The 19,982-nt window shown below is 46.3% G+C and carries 16 protein-coding genes; 9 read left to right on the forward strand and 7 right to left on the reverse strand.

Annotation, left to right across the window (positions count from 1 at the left end; genetic code table 11):
• Positions 1 to 27 precede the first annotated feature (27 nt).
• On the forward strand, positions 28 to 1,305 hold the full coding sequence (locus tag AC0J2X_RS13030) for a GGDEF domain-containing response regulator (protein WP_014977963.1): 1,278 nt from the start codon (positions 28 to 30) through the stop codon (positions 1,303 to 1,305).
• A gap of 66 nt (positions 1,306 to 1,371) precedes the next feature.
• Here the strand turns inward: AC0J2X_RS13030 and rarD are convergent, their stop codons facing one another.
• The 3 genes from rarD to AC0J2X_RS13045 all read right to left on the reverse strand — a co-directional run bounded on the left by rarD (position 1,372) and on the right by AC0J2X_RS13045 (position 4,452).
• On the reverse strand, positions 1,372 to 2,286 hold the full coding sequence (gene rarD, locus AC0J2X_RS13035; RefSeq protein ID WP_014977962.1) for an EamA family transporter RarD: 915 nt from the start codon (positions 2,284 to 2,286) through the stop codon (positions 1,372 to 1,374).
• Positions 2,287 to 2,515: 229 nt separating this feature from the next.
• The gene (locus tag AC0J2X_RS13040; protein WP_014977961.1) at positions 2,516 to 3,853 is read right to left on the reverse strand and encodes a magnesium transporter; all 1,338 of its coding nucleotides are present in this window, start codon (positions 3,851 to 3,853) and stop codon (positions 2,516 to 2,518) included.
• Positions 3,854 to 3,939: 86 nt separating this feature from the next.
• The gene (locus tag AC0J2X_RS13045; protein ID WP_049587099.1) at positions 3,940 to 4,452 is read right to left on the reverse strand and encodes a thioesterase family protein; all 513 of its coding nucleotides are present in this window, start codon (positions 4,450 to 4,452) and stop codon (positions 3,940 to 3,942) included.
• A gap of 213 nt (positions 4,453 to 4,665) precedes the next feature.
• Here AC0J2X_RS13045 and recQ point away from each other — a divergent pair, with 213 nt between their 5' ends.
• A complete protein-coding gene (gene recQ, locus AC0J2X_RS13050; protein ID WP_472996077.1) occupies positions 4,666 to 6,507 on the forward strand; it encodes a DNA helicase RecQ in 1,842 nt (613 codons plus the stop codon).
• Positions 6,508 to 6,592: 85 nt separating this feature from the next.
• Here the strand turns inward: recQ and AC0J2X_RS13055 are convergent, their stop codons facing one another.
• Complete coding sequence (locus AC0J2X_RS13055; protein ID WP_014975342.1) at positions 6,593 to 7,261, reverse strand: glutathione S-transferase; 669 nt, start codon at positions 7,259 to 7,261, stop codon at positions 6,593 to 6,595.
• Between the two features lie 105 nt (positions 7,262 to 7,366).
• On the opposite strand from AC0J2X_RS13055, the gene AC0J2X_RS13060 reads away from it, so the two are divergent.
• The 4 genes from AC0J2X_RS13060 (at position 7,367) to AC0J2X_RS13075 (ending at position 12,944) form a co-directional block, all read left to right on the forward strand.
• Positions 7,367 to 7,684, forward strand: coding sequence for a hypothetical protein (locus AC0J2X_RS13060; protein WP_069943523.1), 318 nt, complete (start codon positions 7,367 to 7,369; stop codon positions 7,682 to 7,684).
• Positions 7,685 to 7,772: 88 nt separating this feature from the next.
• Positions 7,773 to 10,619 carry an EAL domain-containing protein gene (locus tag AC0J2X_RS13065; protein WP_472996078.1) on the forward strand — a complete coding sequence of 949 codons (2,847 nt, stop codon included), beginning with the start codon at positions 7,773 to 7,775 and terminating at the stop codon, positions 10,617 to 10,619.
• A 132-nt stretch (positions 10,620 to 10,751) separates the two neighbouring features.
• Entirely contained in the window at positions 10,752 to 11,366 is a 615-nt protein-coding gene (gene ribA / locus AC0J2X_RS13070; RefSeq protein WP_014947836.1) for a GTP cyclohydrolase II, read from the forward strand.
• Between the two features lie 135 nt (positions 11,367 to 11,501).
• A complete protein-coding gene (locus AC0J2X_RS13075) occupies positions 11,502 to 12,944 on the forward strand; it encodes a DUF3300 domain-containing protein (RefSeq protein ID WP_282764750.1) in 1,443 nt (480 codons plus the stop codon).
• 81 nt (positions 12,945 to 13,025) lie between these two features.
• Here AC0J2X_RS13075 and AC0J2X_RS13080 read toward each other — a convergent pair whose 3' ends face one another.
• Entirely contained in the window at positions 13,026 to 13,898 is an 873-nt protein-coding gene (locus AC0J2X_RS13080) for an ATP-grasp domain-containing protein (protein ID WP_278345907.1), read from the reverse strand.
• A gap of 173 nt (positions 13,899 to 14,071) precedes the next feature.
• Here AC0J2X_RS13080 and AC0J2X_RS13085 point away from each other — a divergent pair, with 173 nt between their 5' ends.
• From AC0J2X_RS13085 to AC0J2X_RS13095, 3 genes are all read left to right on the forward strand, one after another.
• The gene (locus AC0J2X_RS13085) at positions 14,072 to 15,553 is read left to right on the forward strand and encodes a methyl-accepting chemotaxis protein (protein ID WP_278345906.1); all 1,482 of its coding nucleotides are present in this window, start codon (positions 14,072 to 14,074) and stop codon (positions 15,551 to 15,553) included.
• 36 nt (positions 15,554 to 15,589) lie between these two features.
• Positions 15,590 to 16,108 (forward strand): DUF6436 domain-containing protein, encoded by a 519-nt coding sequence (locus AC0J2X_RS13090; protein WP_014947832.1) that lies wholly within the window; start codon positions 15,590 to 15,592, stop codon positions 16,106 to 16,108.
• A 122-nt stretch (positions 16,109 to 16,230) separates the two neighbouring features.
• A complete protein-coding gene (locus AC0J2X_RS13095) occupies positions 16,231 to 16,971 on the forward strand; it encodes a MauE/DoxX family redox-associated membrane protein (protein WP_014975335.1) in 741 nt (246 codons plus the stop codon).
• Positions 16,972 to 17,066: 95 nt separating this feature from the next.
• Here AC0J2X_RS13095 and AC0J2X_RS13100 read toward each other — a convergent pair whose 3' ends face one another.
• Positions 17,067 to 18,047: a histone deacetylase family protein gene (locus tag AC0J2X_RS13100; protein WP_014947830.1), complete on the reverse strand. Its 981-nt coding sequence runs from the start codon at positions 18,045 to 18,047 to the stop codon at positions 17,067 to 17,069.
• On the reverse strand, positions 18,044 to 19,885 hold the full coding sequence (locus AC0J2X_RS13105; protein ID WP_014947829.1) for a bifunctional acetyl-CoA hydrolase/transferase family protein/GNAT family N-acetyltransferase: 1,842 nt from the start codon (positions 19,883 to 19,885) through the stop codon (positions 18,044 to 18,046). Before AC0J2X_RS13105 ends, AC0J2X_RS13100 begins: the two co-directional genes overlap by 4 nt.
• Positions 19,886 to 19,982 lie beyond the last annotated feature (97 nt).

Raw genomic sequence — 19,982 nt, forward strand, 5'->3', positions numbered from 1 at the left:
AGGTAGCCTAAACCTAAGTTGAAATGTATGCAGCAACACGTGCTGATCATCGAAAATGGTGAAGGCAACCTTGAACTTATAGCGAAATTAGTACGCCGGGCAGGTCTTACCCCCGTTGGCGCAACGTCGCTGACAGAAGGCAAAGCACGGTTTTCGCAAAATATGCCGGAAACCTTTCTGTGTGCTATTGTGGCATACTCGCTTCCCGATGCACCAAAAGGCGAAGCCATCGACTTTACGGTTGAGTCTTTCATTCCCACCATTGCTACAACAGAAAGTTTAGATAGCGCTATTCGCGATAAAGTCCTAGAACGTGACGTTGTCGATTACATTCCCAAAGAAAATTCGCAGAACTACGACTACCTCAATCGTCTTATTAGCCGATTAGAAAAAAACAAGTCTACTGGCGTCGTCGTGGTAAGCACGAATCGGGTGTTGCGCTCAAAAACCGTTTCATTACTTCAGCGCCATAATTTTATTGCGTTTGAATGCCTAACGGCTACAGACGCTATGCAATGCTTGTCTGAACACAAAAACGTACGTCTTGTTATCACTGACAACACGTTGCCTGATATGACAGGCACGCACTTTGTCGCCAGTTTAAGAAAAGCCTTTTCGAAAGAACAGCTGGCAATTATGGGCGTTGCTGGAGGCAAAGGCATGTTAATGTCTGCGCACTTTATTAAAAGTGGTGCAAATGACTTCTTGCGAGTGCCCTACTGTCATGAAGAGTTCTTGTGTCGCGTGATGCAGAACGTGGAATATATTGAGAGCGTTGAAGAAATTCGTCGTGTGGCCAACACCGACTATTTAACAGGTTTGCCTAACAGGCGCCACTTCTTCTACATGGTTACTGTACAACACCAAAACCTGTCTGAGGATCACGCTCTCGCCCTTATTGACCTAGACTTTTTCAAATCGATAAACGATACCCATGGCCATGACGCCGGTGACATTGTGCTAAAAGCCATGGCGGCCCTTATTGAGTTTTATTTTCCGGACGAAATTATCTCCCGCTTTGGTGGCGAAGAGTTTTGTATATACATGCCGTCAACACCACTAAAAGAAGCCTGTGAGCGTCTAGACGACTTCAGAAAAGTGGTGGAAGCGGAAATTATTCAACTGCCTAAAAGCGACATTAAAGTGACCTGCAGTATTGGGGTAAGTGGCGCCCACACTCAGCGCGTAGATAAGCTACTAAGCCTTGCCGACAAGCAGCTTTACGCCGCCAAAAATAGTGGGCGTAACCAAGTGAAGTGCGAACCACCAGATGTTCCTCAGCAAGAGCAAGCTTCACTGCTTTAGCTTTTCACTCAATCAACTGCCGCTTAGCTGTCCGACGTTTAATTAAAGACTTGTGCGCAAAAGCCCCTACTCCACCGCTAGCTTTCGCGCTTTACGCTGACTGCGGTAATTAACTAGCGAATCTGCACTAAACAAGATAAGCGCAAACCACACAAAGCCGAAGGTCACCAAGCGCGACTCTTCAAGCGGTTCGCCGTACAGGTAAACCGCCAGAATGAACATAAGCGTTGGGCCAATGTACTGAAAAAAGCCCAGCGTTGAATACATAATGCGCCTTGCTGCAGCGGTAAAACAAAGTAGTGGCGCGGTAGTTACAATGCCAGCCGCTAAAATAAGGGTATTTAGCGTGGCGTCGTTATTAAATAAGTTACTGTACTCAGAGCCAAAGAAGACCCAGTAAATAATAGCGAATGGCGAGAGCATTAAAGTTTCAATGAACAGGCCGGGTAGCGAATCTACTGCCACTTGCTTGCGCAATAAGCCGTACACGCTAAAACTTCCCGCAAGCACCAGCGCAATCCACGGCACGTGGCCGTAAGAGAAAATAAGAATAGCCACGCCAATAACGGCAAGCCCAACGGCTACACGCTGTAAGTTACGCAACCTTTCACCTAAGAAAAGTCGCCCTAAAAATACGTTGATAAGAGGGTTGATGTAATAACCAAGGCTTGCATCAAGAATATGGTCGTTATTAATTGCCCAAATAAACAAGAGCCAATTCGCCCCGAGTAACAAGCCAGCAACGAATAAAATCTGCATAACGCGCTTATTGCGAAGGGCGGCGCCCACTTTGGGCCACTGCTTTAGCGCGGCTATAAGCCCAACCAAAAGCACCACAGACCAAATTACCCTGTGCATTAGGATTTCAGCAGCCGGCAATACCATCAACTGTTTGAAATAAACAGGTGCAACACCCCACATACTATATGCGGCAATTGCACAAATAACGCCGACTTGAGCGGCACTGGCTTGCTTAGACAAGACTGACTCCAACGAAATTCGGGGGAAGAAGGCGCGTATTGTTTATCAGGTTTGGTGAATACACAACCCTTAACGCTTTCCAATGCGGCAAAGCACGTGTAACAAGCGGCATAATTAATGAAACGTAATTAACAAAAAATGAAAAAGCCCCACTAAATGTGCTCATTCAATGGGGCCTAAGATGCGTTCCTCATGAAAAAACAGGACAAGGTTTATCGCGGGAATGGTGCTACAGCAGAAACAGTGTGCCCAAACCTAAGAATGCTACAAAGCCTACAATGTCGGTTACGGTAGTCAAAATGACCGACCCCGACAGTGCTGGGTCTATTTTCAGCTTGTCCAATATTACAGGCACAAATACGCCTGCAAGTGCGGCGGCTACAATGTTGAACAGTATGGCCAAACAGATAACCAACCCTAACATGGCATCGGTAAACCAGAAATAAGCAACAACGCCAATTACCAAGGCCCAAATCACGCCATTTACGCCGCCTACTTTAAGCTCTTTCACCATCAGCGCCCGTAAGTTGGCAGGCGTGACCTGCCCCAACGCCAAGCCGCGTACAATCAGGGTTAGCGTTTGACTACCTGCAATGCCTCCCATACTTGCCACTACCGGCATCAGTACCGCAAGGGCAACCACTTGTTGAAGGGTGCCTTCAAACAATCCAATAAACCACGAAGCTAAAAATGCGGTAAGCAAGTTAATGCCAAGCCAAAGGGCACGATTTTTCGCACTTTTCGCCACAGGCGAGAATAAATCTTCGTCCTCATCCATACCGGCCGAAGCCATCACTTGGCGTTCGTAAAACTCGTTAACCAACTCACTTGCAGAGGTCACATCTAATCGGCCGAGAAGCTTGTTGTTTTCGTCAACTACCGGCAGCGACGCAAGCCCAGAACGTTGAACAAGTAGCGACGCATTCATAGTGTCGTCAGCCCCTTGAATGGTCGTCACACTTTCTTCTGACAAGTCGAATAGCGACACGTGATCTTGCGCATTGAAGAGGTGGCTAATTTTAACCAGCGCGGAAAATTGACCTGAGCGGTTCACCAAAAAAATGCTGTCACAATGCTGAGGTATGTCACGTCTTAATAAGCGTAGCCCTTCGCGCACTTTCGCGTTCGAAGGTAACACTAACTGCTCGTGGTTAACCCAGTGCCCTATTTGGTTATCGGGGAATTGTGTCGCTTCTCTGAAGTACTTACGCTCTTTAGAATCTAGTGATTCATAGGCCATGTCGACTAGGCGTTTTGGCAATGAATCGAGTAGTTCCAGTAAATCTTCTGCGTCAATATCAGCAAAAATAGATGCCCATTCGTCGTGCGGCGTATTGTCGATAAGAATTTCACGGGGGTCGCTACGCATCTCAACCAATACGTCGAGCTTACGGTCGCGAGGAATGCCTTCCCATACCGCCAAACGTTTTTCTACGGGCAACGATTCTAACAGTGATGCGATGTATACCTCGTCTTGCCCCGCAAGGGTGGCTAACAAGGTCGCCGGATCGTCACCCATACTTTCGGTAACAATCTCTTCAATTAAATCTGGTAATGGCTCTGCCATGCTACACCTCCCGTTAATACCGCTCACTTCCTTTACACAACGTAACAACAGGCATTGTGGGATGATGCAAACCTATTAAGACACTGCTATCCCAGCATATATGTACCCGTGCCAAAGGCTATATGATCGCCTTTTTCATTGTGCAATTCCATTCTACAAACCACTAATTTACTGCCCTTGCGTATAATCGTGGCTGTCGCAACAAAGCGCTCGCCTCTTCCCGGCCTTAAGTAGTCAACGCGCATATCGACTGTGCCCATGGTGGGCAATCTAACTTGAAGGTCCGCAAGGTGTTCACGTGCGGTTTGTTTGATGGTTTCTACAATTGAAACTAAACCACCGATGGTGTCTAGCATAGTCGCTGTTACACCGCCGTGTAGGATTTTTTGCATTGGATTGCCGGTCAGCGCTGGTTGCCAATCAAGGTGCAGGGAGATCCTTGTATCCAGCCCCTCTCCTTCAGTAACAAATTCCAAGCCCAGCAACTGGTTAAACGGCATAGTATCACGAAAAAGCGCAATTACATGTTTAATCATTAGTTCATGGTTTAGTGTTTCGCTGCCCTTAGCTTCGTCTTTATTAGTCGTTTTGTTATCCACTCGCTTTCCTTGATGAATTGATATTTGTAATGTGCTTATAAGCAACATTACTACCGAACGTAAGTTTGACGGAAATTCATCCAACCAATGATGTTGAATCAAAATAAATTATAAGAGCTGCTGCCCCTCTGATCAGGACTATCGCTGAATTTTAGTCTAGTTTTTTAAATTGCCCCGTGAAGACGTCGCCAAAAACGCGTAAAATCCAGCGCCATGACAACTGCAATAGCTCCATCAGAATTAGCGCCAGAAACGCAACGTGTAAAAGCACCAGAAACCGTCTTAAAAGATGTATTTGGTTACGATGCTTTTCGCGACGGTCAAGGCGAAGTCATTCACCAAGTATGTGAAGGTAAAGACGCACTTGTTTTGCTTCCAACAGGTGGTGGCAAGTCGCTGTGCTATCAAATTCCTGCGTTAGTGCGCCAAGGCACCGCTATTGTTGTGTCACCACTTATATCGCTTATGCAGGACCAAGTAGAACAGCTTAAAGCGCTGGGCGTAAAAGCTGCCTATCTCAATTCAACGCTAGAAACAGACGAACAAGCACGCATAAATGACGCACTTCAAGCAGGAAAGCTCGACTTGCTCTACGTGTCGCCTGAGCGTTTAATGCAGTACTATTTTCAGCAGTCGCTTGCGCACGCCGACATTGCCTTATTTGCCATTGATGAAGCGCACTGCGTTTCCCATTGGGGGCACGATTTCAGGCAGGATTATCGCGCTCTGGGGCAAATAAAATCTCGCTTCCCTTCTATTCCTGTGATTGGACTCACAGCGACTGCAGATTCAGCGACCCAAGCAGACATACTGACGCAGCTAAACCTTAACGACCCGCTGGTTTATAAAGGCAGCTTCGACAGACCTAATATCCGCTACCGCGTAATGAGCAAGTATAAAGCCTTTGATCAAGTTGTTGCTTACGTAAAACAACAAGAAGGTAGCGGCATTATTTACTGTAACAGTCGCGCGAAAGTCGACGATCTGCACGCTAAATTATTCAGACAAGGTTTTCGCTGCGCGGCCTATCACGCGGGTATGGATAACGACGAGCGAGAGCTGGTACAACGCCAGTTTCTTAACGATAAAATTGATATTGTGGTGGCTACCGTTGCCTTTGGCATGGGTATCAACAAATCGAACGTGCGTTATGTGGTTCACCACGACGTTCCGCGCAGTGTTGAAAGCTATTATCAAGAGACCGGCCGAGCGGGGCGAGACGGCTTGGAGTCAGAAGCTTTATTGTTGTTTGATGAAAAAGATGCAGCCCGCGTAAAACAGTGGATAGAGCAAGGGGAAATAGCCGAGCGCAACCAAATAGAGTTACAAAAATTTGCGGCTATGGAAGCTTTTTCAGAAGCGCAAACCTGTCGTAGACAAGTACTCCTGAATTACTTTTCGCAGTTCAGTGACAGCGCCTGTAGCAACTGCGACATTTGCCTAGACCCACCTAAGATGATCGACGGTTTGGTGATTGCACAAAAAGTACTGTCGTGTGTACTTCGGCTCTCACAGCAAGCCTCTAGCCAGTATGTCATTGATGTCTTGCGAGGCAAGCAGCTTAGGCGCCTTCAGGAAGCAGGTCACCACCAGCTTTCCACGTACGGCATAGGTAAAGATAAATCGGATAGCTACTGGCACAACATTATCAACCAGCTTGTTCATAAAGGCCTTATACGCGTTGATATTACCGCCCATGCCGCATTGCGCTTAACCGAGGCCGCTCGGCCTGTGCTAAAAGGTGAAGTAGCGGTTCAGCTTGCCGTTCCGCGACTTGAATTTAAGCCCGACAAGAAAAAAGCAAAACAAGCGCCTGCCAATTACGATAGAACGTTGTTCACCCGTCTTAAGCACCTACGCAAAGTGTTGGCCGAAGAAAATGAAGTGCCGCCGTATGTGGTATTTAGTGACGCCACCTTAGTGGATATGGCGTGTAAACTCCCCACTACGCGCAACACCTTGCTTGATGTAAGTGGCGTAGGCCAAACCAAACTCGAGCGCTATGGTGAGGCTTTTATCCAGCTTATTGATGATTACATAAATCGAGAGCACTGAGGGCTTGCAGGCCAACTAGATTCTGTTTTCCAGCTGGCCGCAGGGTTTGCACAAAGTAAAAGTGCACGCAGTAGAGATAAACACACTAGGCGTAAGCGTATTCTCCCCCTTTCTCAAGCGCAGCTTTGTAGGCTTCTCTGGCATGAACTCGTTTTACGTAACCTTGAATGGCAGTAAAGTCCTTCGCACGCCCGCTGGCTACCAACGACTCTAACGGAAATATCATTTGAACATCAGCGCCGCTGGGTGCGTCACCCGCAAACCAAGTATTTTTCGATAAGTAAGATTCCACATAGCGTAAGCTCTGCGCTAAATTAGGGCCATAATAGGCATTTAAAATACCGTCTATCAGTTTGTTAGTAATTGGCTTAATAAAGAAAGGCTTCGAACCTTTTTGACGCGCTTTCTCCAGTACTAAGTTTGCCACTAGTGGCGGCATTAGCGAACCTTCAGCGAAATGCAGCCAAAACCAATACTGTTGAAGTGCCTCTGGGTCTTGAGGTACAGAAAATGCGTCTGTAGCGTGATGGCGAACAAGGTATTCCACAATAGCACCAGACTCGGCAATAGCACCGTGCGGCGTAGTAAGCACCGGAGAGCGTCCCAGCGGATGAACAGCGCGCAATGAATCCGGCGCTAGGTTTGTTTTACTGTCTCGTTGATAGAATTCTATTTTGTACTCTACGCCTAGCTCTTCAAGAAGCCACAAAATTCGCTGCGAGCGAGAGTTATTTAAATGGTGAAGTGTTAGCATACCCCGTCCTTAATACGCTTAGATTAACGCTATTGTTTTTGTGTTGTACTATATACACTTTATAAAGCAAGCAGGTTTACAATAACCAGCGAATTGATAAGTTCTATGCAAAATCTCACCAAAGAAGACATTCAACAGCACGCCGTGGTTAACGAACAAAGCGTAGAAATCCGCGTTGCATTACCTTTAACGCCTCTTAAAACTCAGCAGTGGGCAGAGCAGTTTTGTGAACTTTTTCACTTTTCACTATCCGACGCAGATTGGGGAGCCGATCGCTTTCAGGCGCTTGTTACCACCCAATCCAGCAATACAAATTTTCAATGCATACTTTGCATTGAGTGGCTTTGCGAGGCGATTTGGCTGGAACCGGTAGGCACTCAACAATCACCGAATGCGATCTACCAGTATCTTCAAAACACGTAAGTATTACCGTGCCTTTTTCTTTCTGTTTGGCTTTTAGGACAGACTAGTATTATTCTATAGAAAACACATAATTAGCGCTTCAAGGATCATGCTAGTGCCAATCTCCCAGCTAACAAAGTACGTTGCAGCTTTGCTCATTAGTTGGGTGGTTCTAAGCATAAACGCCCTTGCTAGCCCGCGGCTTGTTATCGATGAGTCTTTCGAAAGGGAAATCATCAACCATTATGCTCGGGTATCAATTGCACCTAATAGCGCAACCTATTTTGATGTATTGACGGGAAGCTTCACAAAAACACCAACAGCAACGGCTTCTTCAACAGAACGTGTGTGGTATTCAACAGAGCTTGTCCACTCTGGCTATAGTGCCATTCCCTTAGTGCTTAATATCGACCGTCTAAACGTTGACGATTTGCAGATTTATCTTCTAGACAGCAGCCAGCGAATTATAAAATCGTACCGTTATCAAGCCGGTAAAGGTGACTATTCGTTAAGACAACCGCTTCCAAATATCAGGCTTGCTTTCACCCTTCAACCATACCAAGACGCTCGGTTACTAATCGCAGTGAAAGACGAGGGGCTAAAGTACTTTCCAATGTCACTATGGGAGCGAGACCTGCTTGCTCAACACGACACTAATATGCTGACTTTGCTTGGTGCTGTGTCGGGTGTGATGGCACTCATTGCTTTCTATTTTCTTTTTTCCTACTTATATCAGCGTATCCCTACCCGCTTCTGGCTAACCATGTCGTCATTGGTGCTTATTGCATTATTGTTCATTACAGAGGGTGGCCTCGCGTTTTGGCCTAGCCTGACTAACGCCAGCGAGCATTTTTACGCCGTATGCTTCGGCGTATTACTACTGTGTATTGGAAAAGTGACTCATCACCTGTTCTCTCGTGTGCCTTTTGTTTTAAGACTGCTAAATTATGCCCTACCTATTGCTGCTACCATTTACTGTTTTACCGTAAATGCTTATATGGTCACAATCACGCTGCTTATACTCACTGCGGCGATGGGTTTGTATCACGTTACCCTTGCTCTTATCTTTAAAGACAAAGGCAGTAGTGTTGTCAGCACCACTTATATTCTGGCCTGGCTATCTTTCTTTGCGTTTTACGCTTTGGTGACCCAAAACCTTTTCAGCGACCTTATTTATACTGTCGATGTCGCGATGGGAATGCTGTTTTTCTTAACCTTGGGTTTCCTGTGTTTTGGATTTGCGGTCATCACAAAAGAGCAGGTACTCAATCAACATAAGCTCTCCTCTCAAGCTGAAACAATTTCTAGCTTAAATCACTTTTATGACTTGTTCCGAAACTCCGCTGAAGGACACTACACATCAACCTGGGACGGTAAGCTTATTTCAGTTAACCCTGCGATGTGCACGGTGTTTGGGTATGAGAATGAGGAAGAAATGCTTAGCGAGGGGGCAAGCACAAAAGCCTTTTACGCATCACCAGAAGACAGACATGTATTGTTAGGTGAGATATCACAGCAAGGCCACGTCACCAGAAAAGAGATACGGGGAAAACGTCGGGACGGCACAGAGTTCTGGTTTTCATTGTCTTGCCAGATCCGCGAGAACGATGAAGGAACTTACCTGTACGGCTCAATTATTGATATCACGGAAAAAAAGCAATCCGATTTAAGCCTTCAGTATTTGGCCACTCACGACTCACTAACCGGCGTATACAACAGACGGCAATTTGAATCTGTCTTCAAGGAAAAAGTACATAACCACAGCGCGTTACCTGTGTGCCTACTCTTTTTAGATTTAGACCGATTTAAAGTCGTTAACGACACCTGCGGTCACAAAGCGGGAGATGTACTCATAAAAGACGTCGCCCGCCTGATTGAAAATACGCTGCTACCCAACGCGCAGCTAGCAAGACTCGGGGGTGATGAGTTTGGCGTTATCTATTCAGATTTAGATGCTGATGCGGTTTATCTCAATGCAGTGAAAATTCTCAATGCAGTACAGGCCTATCGGTTCATGTGGGATAACCGAATATTCAACCTAGGCGTAAGTATTGGCATGGTTGTGTGCGACGATAGTAACGTTAGCTCAGGGCAGTATTTAAGTATGGCTGACGCCGCCTGTTATTTTGCCAAAGAGCAAGGCAGAAATCAGGTGCATAGATATAATAAAGATAATGAGAGCATGCAGCGCTATCAGCGTGAGCTGGACTGGGTCTCTTCTATAAACAACGCCTTGGAAGAAGGGCGCTTTGAACTTTATTACCAGTCATTAAGACCTTTGAGCAAAGCCAGCGATGGGCACTATTATGAAGTGCTACTGCGCCTAAGGGAAAAAGACGGAAAAATTGTTGAGCCCGCTAATTTTTTACCCACGGCAGAGCGCTTTGAAATGAATGTAAATGTCGACAAATGGGTAGTCACAAATACGTTCAAATGGCTGTCTGAAAACCCTGAACATCTCGCTGAGTTAAGGCGATGCAGTATAAACCTTAACTGCCATTCATTAGCAGACAGAGATTTTACGCTATTCATTTTAAACGCTTTCGAAACCTTTAATATTCCTTACAACAAGATCTGTTTCGAGGTGATCGAGTCGGTAGCGATAATAAAAATGGAGGACACCCTTGCCTTTATGCGCACTTTTAATCGCCTTGGGTGTTCGTTTGCCCTAGACGACTTCGGTAGCGGCTTCTCTTCGTACAGTTACCTTAAGAGCTTGCCGGTTAATCAGGTAAAGATTGACGGTATGTTTATCAAGGATATGCTGAACGACAGTGTAGATACGGCTATGGTTGCGTCAATCAATGATGTAGCGAAAGCCATGGGTATGCAAACCGTTGGGGAATTCGTTGAAAATGAAGGCACCATGGCACAACTTGGCAAAATGGGCGTTGATTTTGCCCAAGGCTATAGCGTTGCAAAGCCTGCCCCGCTGCGAGAGTTTACGCCACTTTAATAACTGCACTTAATATACGTCTTACGAAAAAAGTGATAGCACTAGCGTCAACTCGCGTATAATAAAATGGTAGACTTGCAAAAAAAGAAGTCATCCCCACTTATTGCCTACTGTCCAAAGTGTAGAAGTAACATGAGTAGCAAACAGCCTAAATACGAATATGTCAGTACCGCAAAATTACCCACTCGCATGGGTGATTTTAAAATACACGGCTTTGTTGAAGCCAGCGGCCAAGAACACGTTGCCCTTTCTTATGGAGAGTGGAAAGAAGACGACGTAGTGCCAATTCGTATCCATTCAGAATGCTTAACAGGCGATTCTTTATTTAGCACTCGTTGTGACTGTGGCTTTCAATTAGAAAAAGCCATGCAAAATATCGTCGATAATGGTCACGGTGTGCTTTTATACCTTCGCCAAGAAGGTCGCGGTATTGGTCTTTTAAATAAAATTCGCGCCTACAACCTTCAAGATAGCGGTATGGACACGGTAGAAGCTAACGAACATCTTGGATTTGACGCCGATTTAAGAAGTTACGATATCTGCAAGCTGATGCTAGATACGCTGAATGTGAAGCATGTTGAGCTTATGACAAACAATCCGAAAAAGTTGGCAGCACTAAAAGCGCTTGGTATAGACGTGGTTGCACGTAAGCCTATTGACCACGGTATCACCAAAGACAACAAGCATTACTTAAAGACGAAAACAGAAAAGCTTGGGCACGCTTTCGACCCCCACGTTTTCAAATAGACAAGTTATTTAAAAACGCCCACACCAATGTGGGCGTTTTCTATTCAGCTTGGGTTAATCATAGACTGGTTATAACGTATACAGACTTACCATTTAGCGCGCGAAAAGCCGTTGCTCATGCGCTAAGGAGAATGTATGAAAAACATAACCTTATCTGTGATTGTCGCACTGTCTAGTGTTTCAGCGCTACCTGTCATCGCCCAGTCGAACGCCAACCTTGCACATGTTTCTGCGTCAACGCAGCAATATTCTGACGCTGAATTAGACAGTGTACTTGCGCCCATTGCGCTTTATCCTGATACCCTGCTTACTCACATACTGATTGCGGCTACCTACCCGCTTGATGTAGTTGCAGCCGACCGCTGGCGCCAAAGCAACAAGCATTTAACCCCGGAACAGGTCGAAAATGTGCTGGCGAGTGTTAACTGGGATCCCAGCGTAAAAGCACTTGCTCCGTTCACCGACTTACTCAGCACCATGGCGAATGATCTTCAGTGGTTACAGCAACTTGGTGATAACGTATTAATTGATCAAAGCCGTGTGCTAGACCGCGTGCAGGTGCTTCGACAACACGCCCTCAACACTGGCAATCTGGTGACCAATGACTACATTGAAGTTGAACGGGAACGTGAGCCTACTCGCGAAATAATTTACATTGAGCCCCGTCAGCGGGAAGTGGTGTATGTGCCTTATTACGACCCACATGTTGTGTACGGTCACTGGTGGCACACAACTTCACCAGTTCGCTGGCGTCATCACGTAAGCTATCATCATCATAGCAATGTCTATTGGTCTCCAAGCATCCATCTTTCTACGTTCTTTTTCTTTGGTAGCGTGCATTGGCATAACCGCCATGTGGTTATTCACCGCGAGCCTGTACGCCGGTATTATCACGGTAGCCCAAGAAAACGCGTAATAAGCCGAGACTATCGTCGCTGGGAACACAACACGGTGCATCGTCGTGCGCGTTACTCTACTCGAGTAGTTCACAATGCGCCTTCGCGATATGAACATGCGGGTGTGTCGCGGGCAAAGCACTTGTCGAATAAACACGCTAGCACGTTAAACACATCGAAACGCCACAATGACAAAAATACCGTAAGACCCATTGCGCGCACGGAAAATATCAAGGCAGTAAGACGCACTATTGAACCAAAAAAGGTAACGCCACTAAGAGAAAGTCGTTTTCAGAACAAGCAAGACTCGGTAAGCCGCAAACAATCCATTGAGCACGCGCTAAAACGCAATCAAGCGGCGAGCAGAAGCGAGAAGCCGACTAGAGACCGGACGCTAAGCCAGTTAAAGCGGGACAAACCCGCTCGGATATCAACGCCGTCAGAGTCGAAGCGATATGCTAATAGAGAAAACACGCTAAAACGCCCAGCTAAACAAAACATAAATCGAGAGCGATTTGAAAGAACGAGTCCGCAAAACAAGCCGGTGGCTCGAGAGAGCAGTAAGCCAAGACGAATTGAGCGGGCGAGTACTTCTTCAGTTAGCCGTGCTCAAGTTAAGAATTCTGAATCAAGCAGAAACAGGACGATAAAGCAGGGACGAACTGAGAAGACGCTGCGTTAGCACTAAATTAGAGCGTTAGTTTCCTATCAGTAAGCCAGCAAACCTATAATTTGCTGGCTTCACTTTTCATTTATTCAACGCTTAGGCCCTATTCAAATGAAAGCTTATCAATGCGTCGACAAAGCGCTGGGGAGACTGTTCATCTAAATTGAAGTAAAGAGAGGGCTCAATAAGTTCAAGTTCCATTATCGCCCAGCCACTGCCCTGCCTGACTAAATCAACCCGTGCATAAAGTGCTTCGCAAGGCATTGCTGATAATGCTTTCTGGGCAATATCAAGTTGTTCTTCATCTACGGCTACGGGATGTAAGCTCCCCCCGTGCTCTTCTTGTACGCGAAAATCGCCTTTCTGCGGCACCTTTTTAATGGCATGGCTGTACTTCCCTCCAAAATAGAAAAGCGAGTACTCCCCTTCTTCAACCACGCTATTTAAGAAAGGTTGAATCATGAAATCACGTTGATTAAACGTATCAGAAAGCGCCTGTTGCTGTTCATGCCAATTTGAGACCGAGAGCTTAAACGTATCATCAGCATTAGCGCTAAGCGTAGGTTTAACCACCACAGTGTCGCAATTGAAATGGGAAAAGGCCTCATCAATAACACTGTTATTAAATGCATTACTCCACCGTGTCCTTACAATAGGCACGCCCTTGTCCTGTAGGTCTTTTAAGTAGTGCTTTTCAATATTCCACTGCATAAGAGGCAATGGATTGAGCAAGGTTGCGCTCGACGCATCAATTTGAGTCAAACAAGCCAGAAAGGCCTCTGCATGCTGCTGATAATCCCACGTACTGCGCACAATCACGTAGTCAAACCTATCCCAGTTCTCTGACTGACTATGCCAAGATATGGTTTCTACAGACCAACCGTTATCATTGAAAAACGGGATCAAAAGCTCGTCGTACACAAAGAAGTCTTCAAGGTGGTCAGTAGAAAGAAAGGCGATAGCAGGCATGATTGTGTCCTTTAGCTTATTTAGGCATTCGAAGATTAAACTTTTTTAATAACAGTAACTTCTATACAAAAGTTAAATGGCGTAAAAACCGTGACTTACGTAAACTGTGGCGAAGTTAGCACACCCCTTATTTTTAACCTACACTTAATCCCAAATACTTGTCGGAGATTGGCATGCAGTATCCTTGGCTCCTAGAAGGTCACAAGATTTTTCGCGTTGTAATTGTTATCCAACTGCTAATTGCGATTGGCACCGGTTTTTATACTGGCGAGATTCTTCCTGCATTTGTTCTTGGTATTCCAATTGCTGCCGTACCACTTGTACTTAGTTTGCAAAATCCCTATTCAGCGATAAGTCGCCATGCGATGGCTATCGGTGTTCAACTGCTAACAGCCCTCCACATCCACCAGTCATTCGGGTTAATTGAAGTCCACTTTGAAATCTTTGTTCTTCTAGCATTTCTTTCCTACTTTAGAGACTGGAAAGTGGTGGCAACCGGCACCGCAGTCGTTGCTGTCCATCATATTTCGTTCTTCTTTTTACAAGCGGGCGGCGCGCCGTTATTTATTTTTGAAGAAGGTCACGTAACCTTTCCTATCTTGCTGATGCACGCCGTATTCGCGCTTTCTGAGGGCGGTGTTTTGATGTACATGGCTAAACAAAGTCATCAAGAAGGTGCCGGTGCGGCTGAACTGCGCTTAGCTATTGAGACCATGCAAAAGGGTGACGGTAGACTCGATTTATCTATTGAACTTAACCGAGGCCACAAGATTGTGAGACCTTTCGCAGAGCTCATCGACCAAGTAAAAGCATTAATTGAGCTTGCTTCAAATTTAACAGACGAAGTTGTTAGAGGCTGTGACAAGATGGAGCTGGCGGCAAACAACATGTTTGAAATCAGCAGAAACACTGACCAAGAGATTGCCATGGTATCGGCATCGTCAGAAGAAATCGCACAAACGATGCAGCTGTCTACCGAACAAACAACCCTTGCCAGCGACAAAGCCTCTGCGGCACAAAGTTCTTCGCAGACTACGCGCGACTCTATTTCCAACACAAGCCGCACCATAGATTCGCTGCGCAACACATTAAATGCGGCAGCGCAGACAAACTCGGCGCTTAACGAGCAGTGCGCGCATATTTCTGACGCAATGCGCTCCATCACCGCCGTTGCCGAGCAAACTAACTTGCTTGCGTTGAACGCAGCAATCGAGTCAGCCCGCGCAGGGGAACACGGCAGAGGTTTTGCCGTTGTTGCCGATGAAGTACGCACTTTGGCTATTCGCTCAAAAGAAAGTGCAGACCAAATCACAAGTATTACTGAGCAGCTAGTTGCCCAAACCGCCAGTTCAGTCGAACAAATGCAAACCTGCATTCAGCTGGTTGATGAAGCCGTTGTATCGAGCGATAACGCCACTTCAGCCATGACCCAGATCATGCAGCAAATTCGCGAAGCGAGCGAAAGCATGACCGAAATAGCGACATCAGCGGTGGAGCAAGAAACCGCATCGTCTTCTATAGCGCAAAGTACGGCGCGATTAAGCGAATTCACTTCTGAGGAACTGGCTACCGCTGAATCGCTAGCAGGCGAAGTTGAGGTGTTGTCACAAATCTCTCAACGCATGCGCAGTGCTATCGAGCGATTTAAGCTTTAACCAAAGCGCTAGAAGCACGCTGTTGGCATTTGGGTTATGCATAAAAAAACAAGCTGGATACTTTTGTTGTTATGGGCGGTGAGTTTACTCACCGCCTTGTTGGTTTACGGTCAGCGCCAGCTTTCTTCCTTCGACCCAAATGGTGATTTACTTCACCGCACAACAGCGCCTAATTTTGACGCTTCACTTGTCGAACTACTAAACGAACAAAACATTGCCCCTGGTTCTGTTATTCATGTGGGAACGCAGTCTCGTTGCTACTGTGAAACGTTAACTACACCTCACCAAACTCAGCTATTAACAAAGCTAGGAAATGACTTTCATCAAGTCAGAGTGAATATAGAAGACGTACCAGAACTCGCCGCTATGCTTGATGCAGTGCCCGCGCTTATAGTTTTAGACATGCAAAATCAGCTTCGCTATTTAGGTCCATACGCAACGGGCTACGGATGCTTTACCGGAAAGAACCTTGTCGAACAGGTTGTAAGCTATACCACACAACTCCCCTACAACGGTGCGGTAATTAACACTGATGCAACTGGATGCTTCTGTTAAACCCTTGGCATGGATTATGTAACTTATCTTTGTATATCGTGATATCACTATGAATATGGCAGAAGGCGCGCATATTTTGCGCACTAGGTGCCACTTCGTGAAAGGTTTACAAGGAGTCCACAATGTCAAAGCGCGCCGTTCTTTATCGCATGGTTACCCCTGATCACATTTGTCCCTTCGGACTTAAGTCGAAAGATTTGCTAGAAAGAAAGGGCTACGATGTTGAAGACCATCACTTGTCCAACCGAAGTGAAACTGACGCTTTTAAAGAGAAGCACAATGTGAAAACCACGCCGCAAACGTTTATCGATGATAAGCGAATTGGTGGCTATGATGACTTACGAGATTATTTCAATTTGAAGCAAGAAAGTGAGTTCGGTTCGCGCTACACACCTATCATTGTGATTTTTTCTTTAGCCGCCCTTGTAGTATTTGCGCTCATGCTAAAAGGTGGACTCCCGACAGGTCTTGAACCTTTCATAATGAATTTCATTGGCGTCACCATGGTGATCCTCGCATTACAAAAACTACAGGACATTGTAGCGTTCTCAAATCAATTCATTACCTATGACTTACTTGCAATGAAGCACGTAAGGTACGCGTATGTGTACCCTTTCGCAGAAGCGTTTGCTGGGCTTGGTATGCTAGCGGGGCTTCCCGCACTATTAGTTTCCCCCGTTTCTATTTTTATCGGTGCAATAGGTGCAGTTTCAGTTATTAAAGCGGTATACATCGATAAACGTGAACTTAAGTGCGCCTGTGTGGGCGGTAATTCAGACCTTCCTCTTGGGTTTATCTCGCTTACCGAAAACCTTGCCATGTTAGGTGCTGGCCTTTACATGCTTACACGGTGGATAGCCTAAGTTAAATGAAGGCTGATGCACCGGTGTTGAGCTGGTATCTATTACCGTGTTTACCCGTTGAATTAACAACACGATAATTCACTTGCTATGAGACCCTATTGAGTTTCTTCAATAGGGCGGCTCATACCTTTAAGGTGCGACACCACACTGCGGCCTAGTGCACTTAAATCGTAGCCACCTTCTAACATGCTGACTATGCGACCATGGCAACACTCGTCAGCCACTGCGCGAAGTTGTTGGCTTATCCAGAAATAATCGTCTTCCACCAGTCGCAAATGCGCCATAGGATCTTCTGCGTGGGCATCAAAACCCGCTGAGATAAAAATCAGCTCAGGTTGAAAGTTGCGCAATGCGTTAAACCAGTGCTGCACTTTTTCTCTAAATACTTCACCTGTAGAGCCTGCTTCTAGCGGCACAGAAAGAATATTACTTGCCGACACCGGTGAACCACTGTGTGGATAAAAAGGATGCTGGAAACTGCTGCAAAGCATGATGCGTTGATCGCCAGCAACAATTTGCTCGGTACCGTTTCCGTGGTGAACATCAAAATCGATTATGGCAACGCGCTTTAGTTCATAGTTTTGAAGGGCATAGCGCGCAGCTATAACAATGTTATTAAAAATACAGAAGCCCATGGCGCTGTCGTATGTAGCGTGGTGACCTGGCGGCCTTGTCGCGCAGAACGCCTGCCTGTCACTGCCTTCCATAACCCAATCCACCGCATTACATCCCGCACCAGCCGACTCAAGTGCTGCATTTAAGCTGTGTCGCATCAAGCCGGTATCTTCGTCTAACCATGCCACGTTATCCTTGCGTTCGGAATAGAGCGTTTTTTCGTGGTCGCTAAATATGGACTGAGCCGCATGCTCAAACACACTTTTCACATAGTAAGGGTCGTGGGCTAGCTTAAGATAAGCTTCAGCAATAGGCGTAGCATCAGCGTGCTCACACACCATATCGAGTCCAGAAGACAGTAATTGGTCGTCTATGGCGAACAGGCGATCCGGTGACTCGGGATGATCTTTCCCTAAGTCGTGTTTAGTGCCGTGTTTTCCGCGAAAAATTTTAATTGTCATGCGAGTGATGCCACATCTAGTACTAACTCTATGTCACTGGGGTCGCCAGTGAACTTCCGTTTAAATTGCGCTTGCTCGAAAATGGCAATCATCGGGCTGTTGTCGCCACGCACGTAGGCCATCATCTTTGCAATGCCTCGTTTTTTCGCAACGTTGATCAATTCGTTTAGCAGCCTGCTTGCCATCCCCTTCCCTTGCTGGGTTTCACGGGTAACAAACGCTGCTTCACAGGTATTGTCATTTGGATTGAAGTAAAAACGCCCTACTGCGTGAATGGTAATACGGGAGCCTTCTTGCCTTACAATACATAACGCCGCATCTGAGCTTTGATCCACCGACACTAAATTACACGACTTTTCGCGCGACATTTGCTTCGGGTCGTAGTTGTAACGCAGCCTTAGTGTTTCTTTCGTATGGGAGTAAAAGAATTCCTGCAAACGCCTTTCATCGGCGGGGTTCAGCGGGCGCATGTAATAGGTTTCCCCCTGAATATTCAGTTTTTTAAGCTGAATAGCACCCAGTTCTGGAATATCGGTTGGGTACTTTTCCTGATAATGAGGTACCCAATAATGCTGTCTTACTTCTTCTAAGAGCGCTGCACGGAATTTGGGGTGTGCCACACGAATAAGTTCCAATGCACGCTCTCGAATGCTTTTGCCTTTAAGCGATGCTATGCCGTATTCGGTCACCACGTACTGAACATTCCCTCGCGAAGTAACAACACCCGCCCCTTCACTTATACGGGGTGTGATACGGGAAATGGTTTCATTCTTGGCAGTAGAAGGCAGCGCTATAATCGCTTTCCCACCTTTACTGATAGACGCGCCCGTTACGAAATCAACTTGCCCGCCTATGCCACTGTAAAAGTCGTAGCCCAATGAATCGGCGACGACCTGACCGGTTAAATCCACTTCAAGCGCACTGTTAATGGCAACCATATTATCGTTCTTGGCAATATTGGTGGGTTTGTTTACGTAGCTACTTGGATAAAACTCGATGTGAGGGTTGCTGTCGATTAAATCGTAAAGCTGGCGAGTACCAATAGCAAAGCTAGTAACAATTTTACCGGGGTGGAAAGTCTTCTTCTTGTTGGTGATAGCGCCCGACTCCAACAGTTCAATAATACTGTCGGTGAGCATTTCGCTGTGAATGCCTAGGTCTTTATGGTTACACAGATATTTAAGGGTGGCACTCGGTATTTTCCCAATACCAAATTGCAACGTAGCACCGTCGTCCACCAGCATAGATACATACTGACCAATTCGCTCTGCCACCGAATCGATAGGCGGCGGCGTTACTTCAACAAGCGGCTCTTCGGCTTCAATGCAGGCCGTTATTTCGCTGATATGAATATAAGAGTGCCCGGCGGTTCTTGGCACCTGAGGATTAATTTGAGCAATGACCTTTTTGCTTTGTCTGATTGCTGACATAGCAATATCCACTGCAGGACCTAGTGAGCAATAGCCGAATTCATCGGGTGGGCTTACGTTAACCAGCGCAGCATCCAGTGCCAGCGTACCGTCGCTGAATAAGCTTGATATTTCAGACAGGAAAACGGGGGTATAGTCAGCACGGCCCTCATCGACCGCCTTACGCATGGCTTCGCCACCAATGAAGAATGTATTCGCTTTAAAGAGGTTTTTATACTCTTCTTTCACCCATCGGGTGTCGCCTAAAGCCAGCATATGAACCAGCTCGATGTCGCTAAACCCTTCGCTGTTATCAATGAGATGCTGCACTAGTGCATGCGGCACCGAGGCATTTCCGCCAACAAAGACACGGCAACCAGACTTTATCAGCGACGACCATTGTGGCGCTTGAGGTAAACTAAATGTCATTTCCATCTGCCCTGTTTTAAGCAATAACTCATCATGCCATAAAAACAGGCGCTTTCCCGCATTTGCGTAAGCGTGAACTATAAGCGATTGGTCGTAG

Source organism: Alteromonas sp. R7 (assembly GCF_055755235.1).

What these genes read in the sequence shown, in the direction of transcription:
- AC0J2X_RS13030 (WP_014977963.1), top strand. Translation starts at nt 28, where the DNA reads ATGCAGCAACACGTGCTGATCATCGAAAATGGTGAAGGCAACCTTGAA.
- AC0J2X_RS13040 (WP_014977961.1), bottom strand. Translation starts at nt 3,853, where the DNA reads ATGGCAGAGCCATTACCAGATTTAATTGAAGAGATTGTTACCGAAAGT.
- recQ (WP_472996077.1), top strand. Translation starts at nt 4,666, where the DNA reads ATGACAACTGCAATAGCTCCATCAGAATTAGCGCCAGAAACGCAACGT.
- AC0J2X_RS13055 (WP_014975342.1), bottom strand. Translation starts at nt 7,261, where the DNA reads ATGCTAACACTTCACCATTTAAATAACTCTCGCTCGCAGCGAATTTTG.
- AC0J2X_RS13060 (WP_069943523.1), top strand. Translation starts at nt 7,367, where the DNA reads ATGCAAAATCTCACCAAAGAAGACATTCAACAGCACGCCGTGGTTAAC.
- AC0J2X_RS13065 (WP_472996078.1), top strand. Translation starts at nt 7,773, where the DNA reads ATGCTAGTGCCAATCTCCCAGCTAACAAAGTACGTTGCAGCTTTGCTC.
- ribA (WP_014947836.1), top strand. Translation starts at nt 10,752, where the DNA reads ATGAGTAGCAAACAGCCTAAATACGAATATGTCAGTACCGCAAAATTA.
- AC0J2X_RS13075 (WP_282764750.1), top strand. Translation starts at nt 11,502, where the DNA reads ATGAAAAACATAACCTTATCTGTGATTGTCGCACTGTCTAGTGTTTCA.
- AC0J2X_RS13080 (WP_278345907.1), bottom strand. Translation starts at nt 13,898, where the DNA reads ATGCCTGCTATCGCCTTTCTTTCTACTGACCACCTTGAAGACTTCTTT.
- AC0J2X_RS13085 (WP_278345906.1), top strand. Translation starts at nt 14,072, where the DNA reads ATGCAGTATCCTTGGCTCCTAGAAGGTCACAAGATTTTTCGCGTTGTA.
- AC0J2X_RS13090 (WP_014947832.1), top strand. Translation starts at nt 15,590, where the DNA reads ATGCATAAAAAAACAAGCTGGATACTTTTGTTGTTATGGGCGGTGAGT.
- AC0J2X_RS13095 (WP_014975335.1), top strand. Translation starts at nt 16,231, where the DNA reads ATGTCAAAGCGCGCCGTTCTTTATCGCATGGTTACCCCTGATCACATT.
- AC0J2X_RS13100 (WP_014947830.1), bottom strand. Translation starts at nt 18,047, where the DNA reads ATGACAATTAAAATTTTTCGCGGAAAACACGGCACTAAACACGACTTA.
- AC0J2X_RS13105 (WP_014947829.1), bottom strand. Translation starts at nt 19,885, where the DNA reads ATGACATTTAGTTTACCTCAAGCGCCACAATGGTCGTCGCTGATAAAG.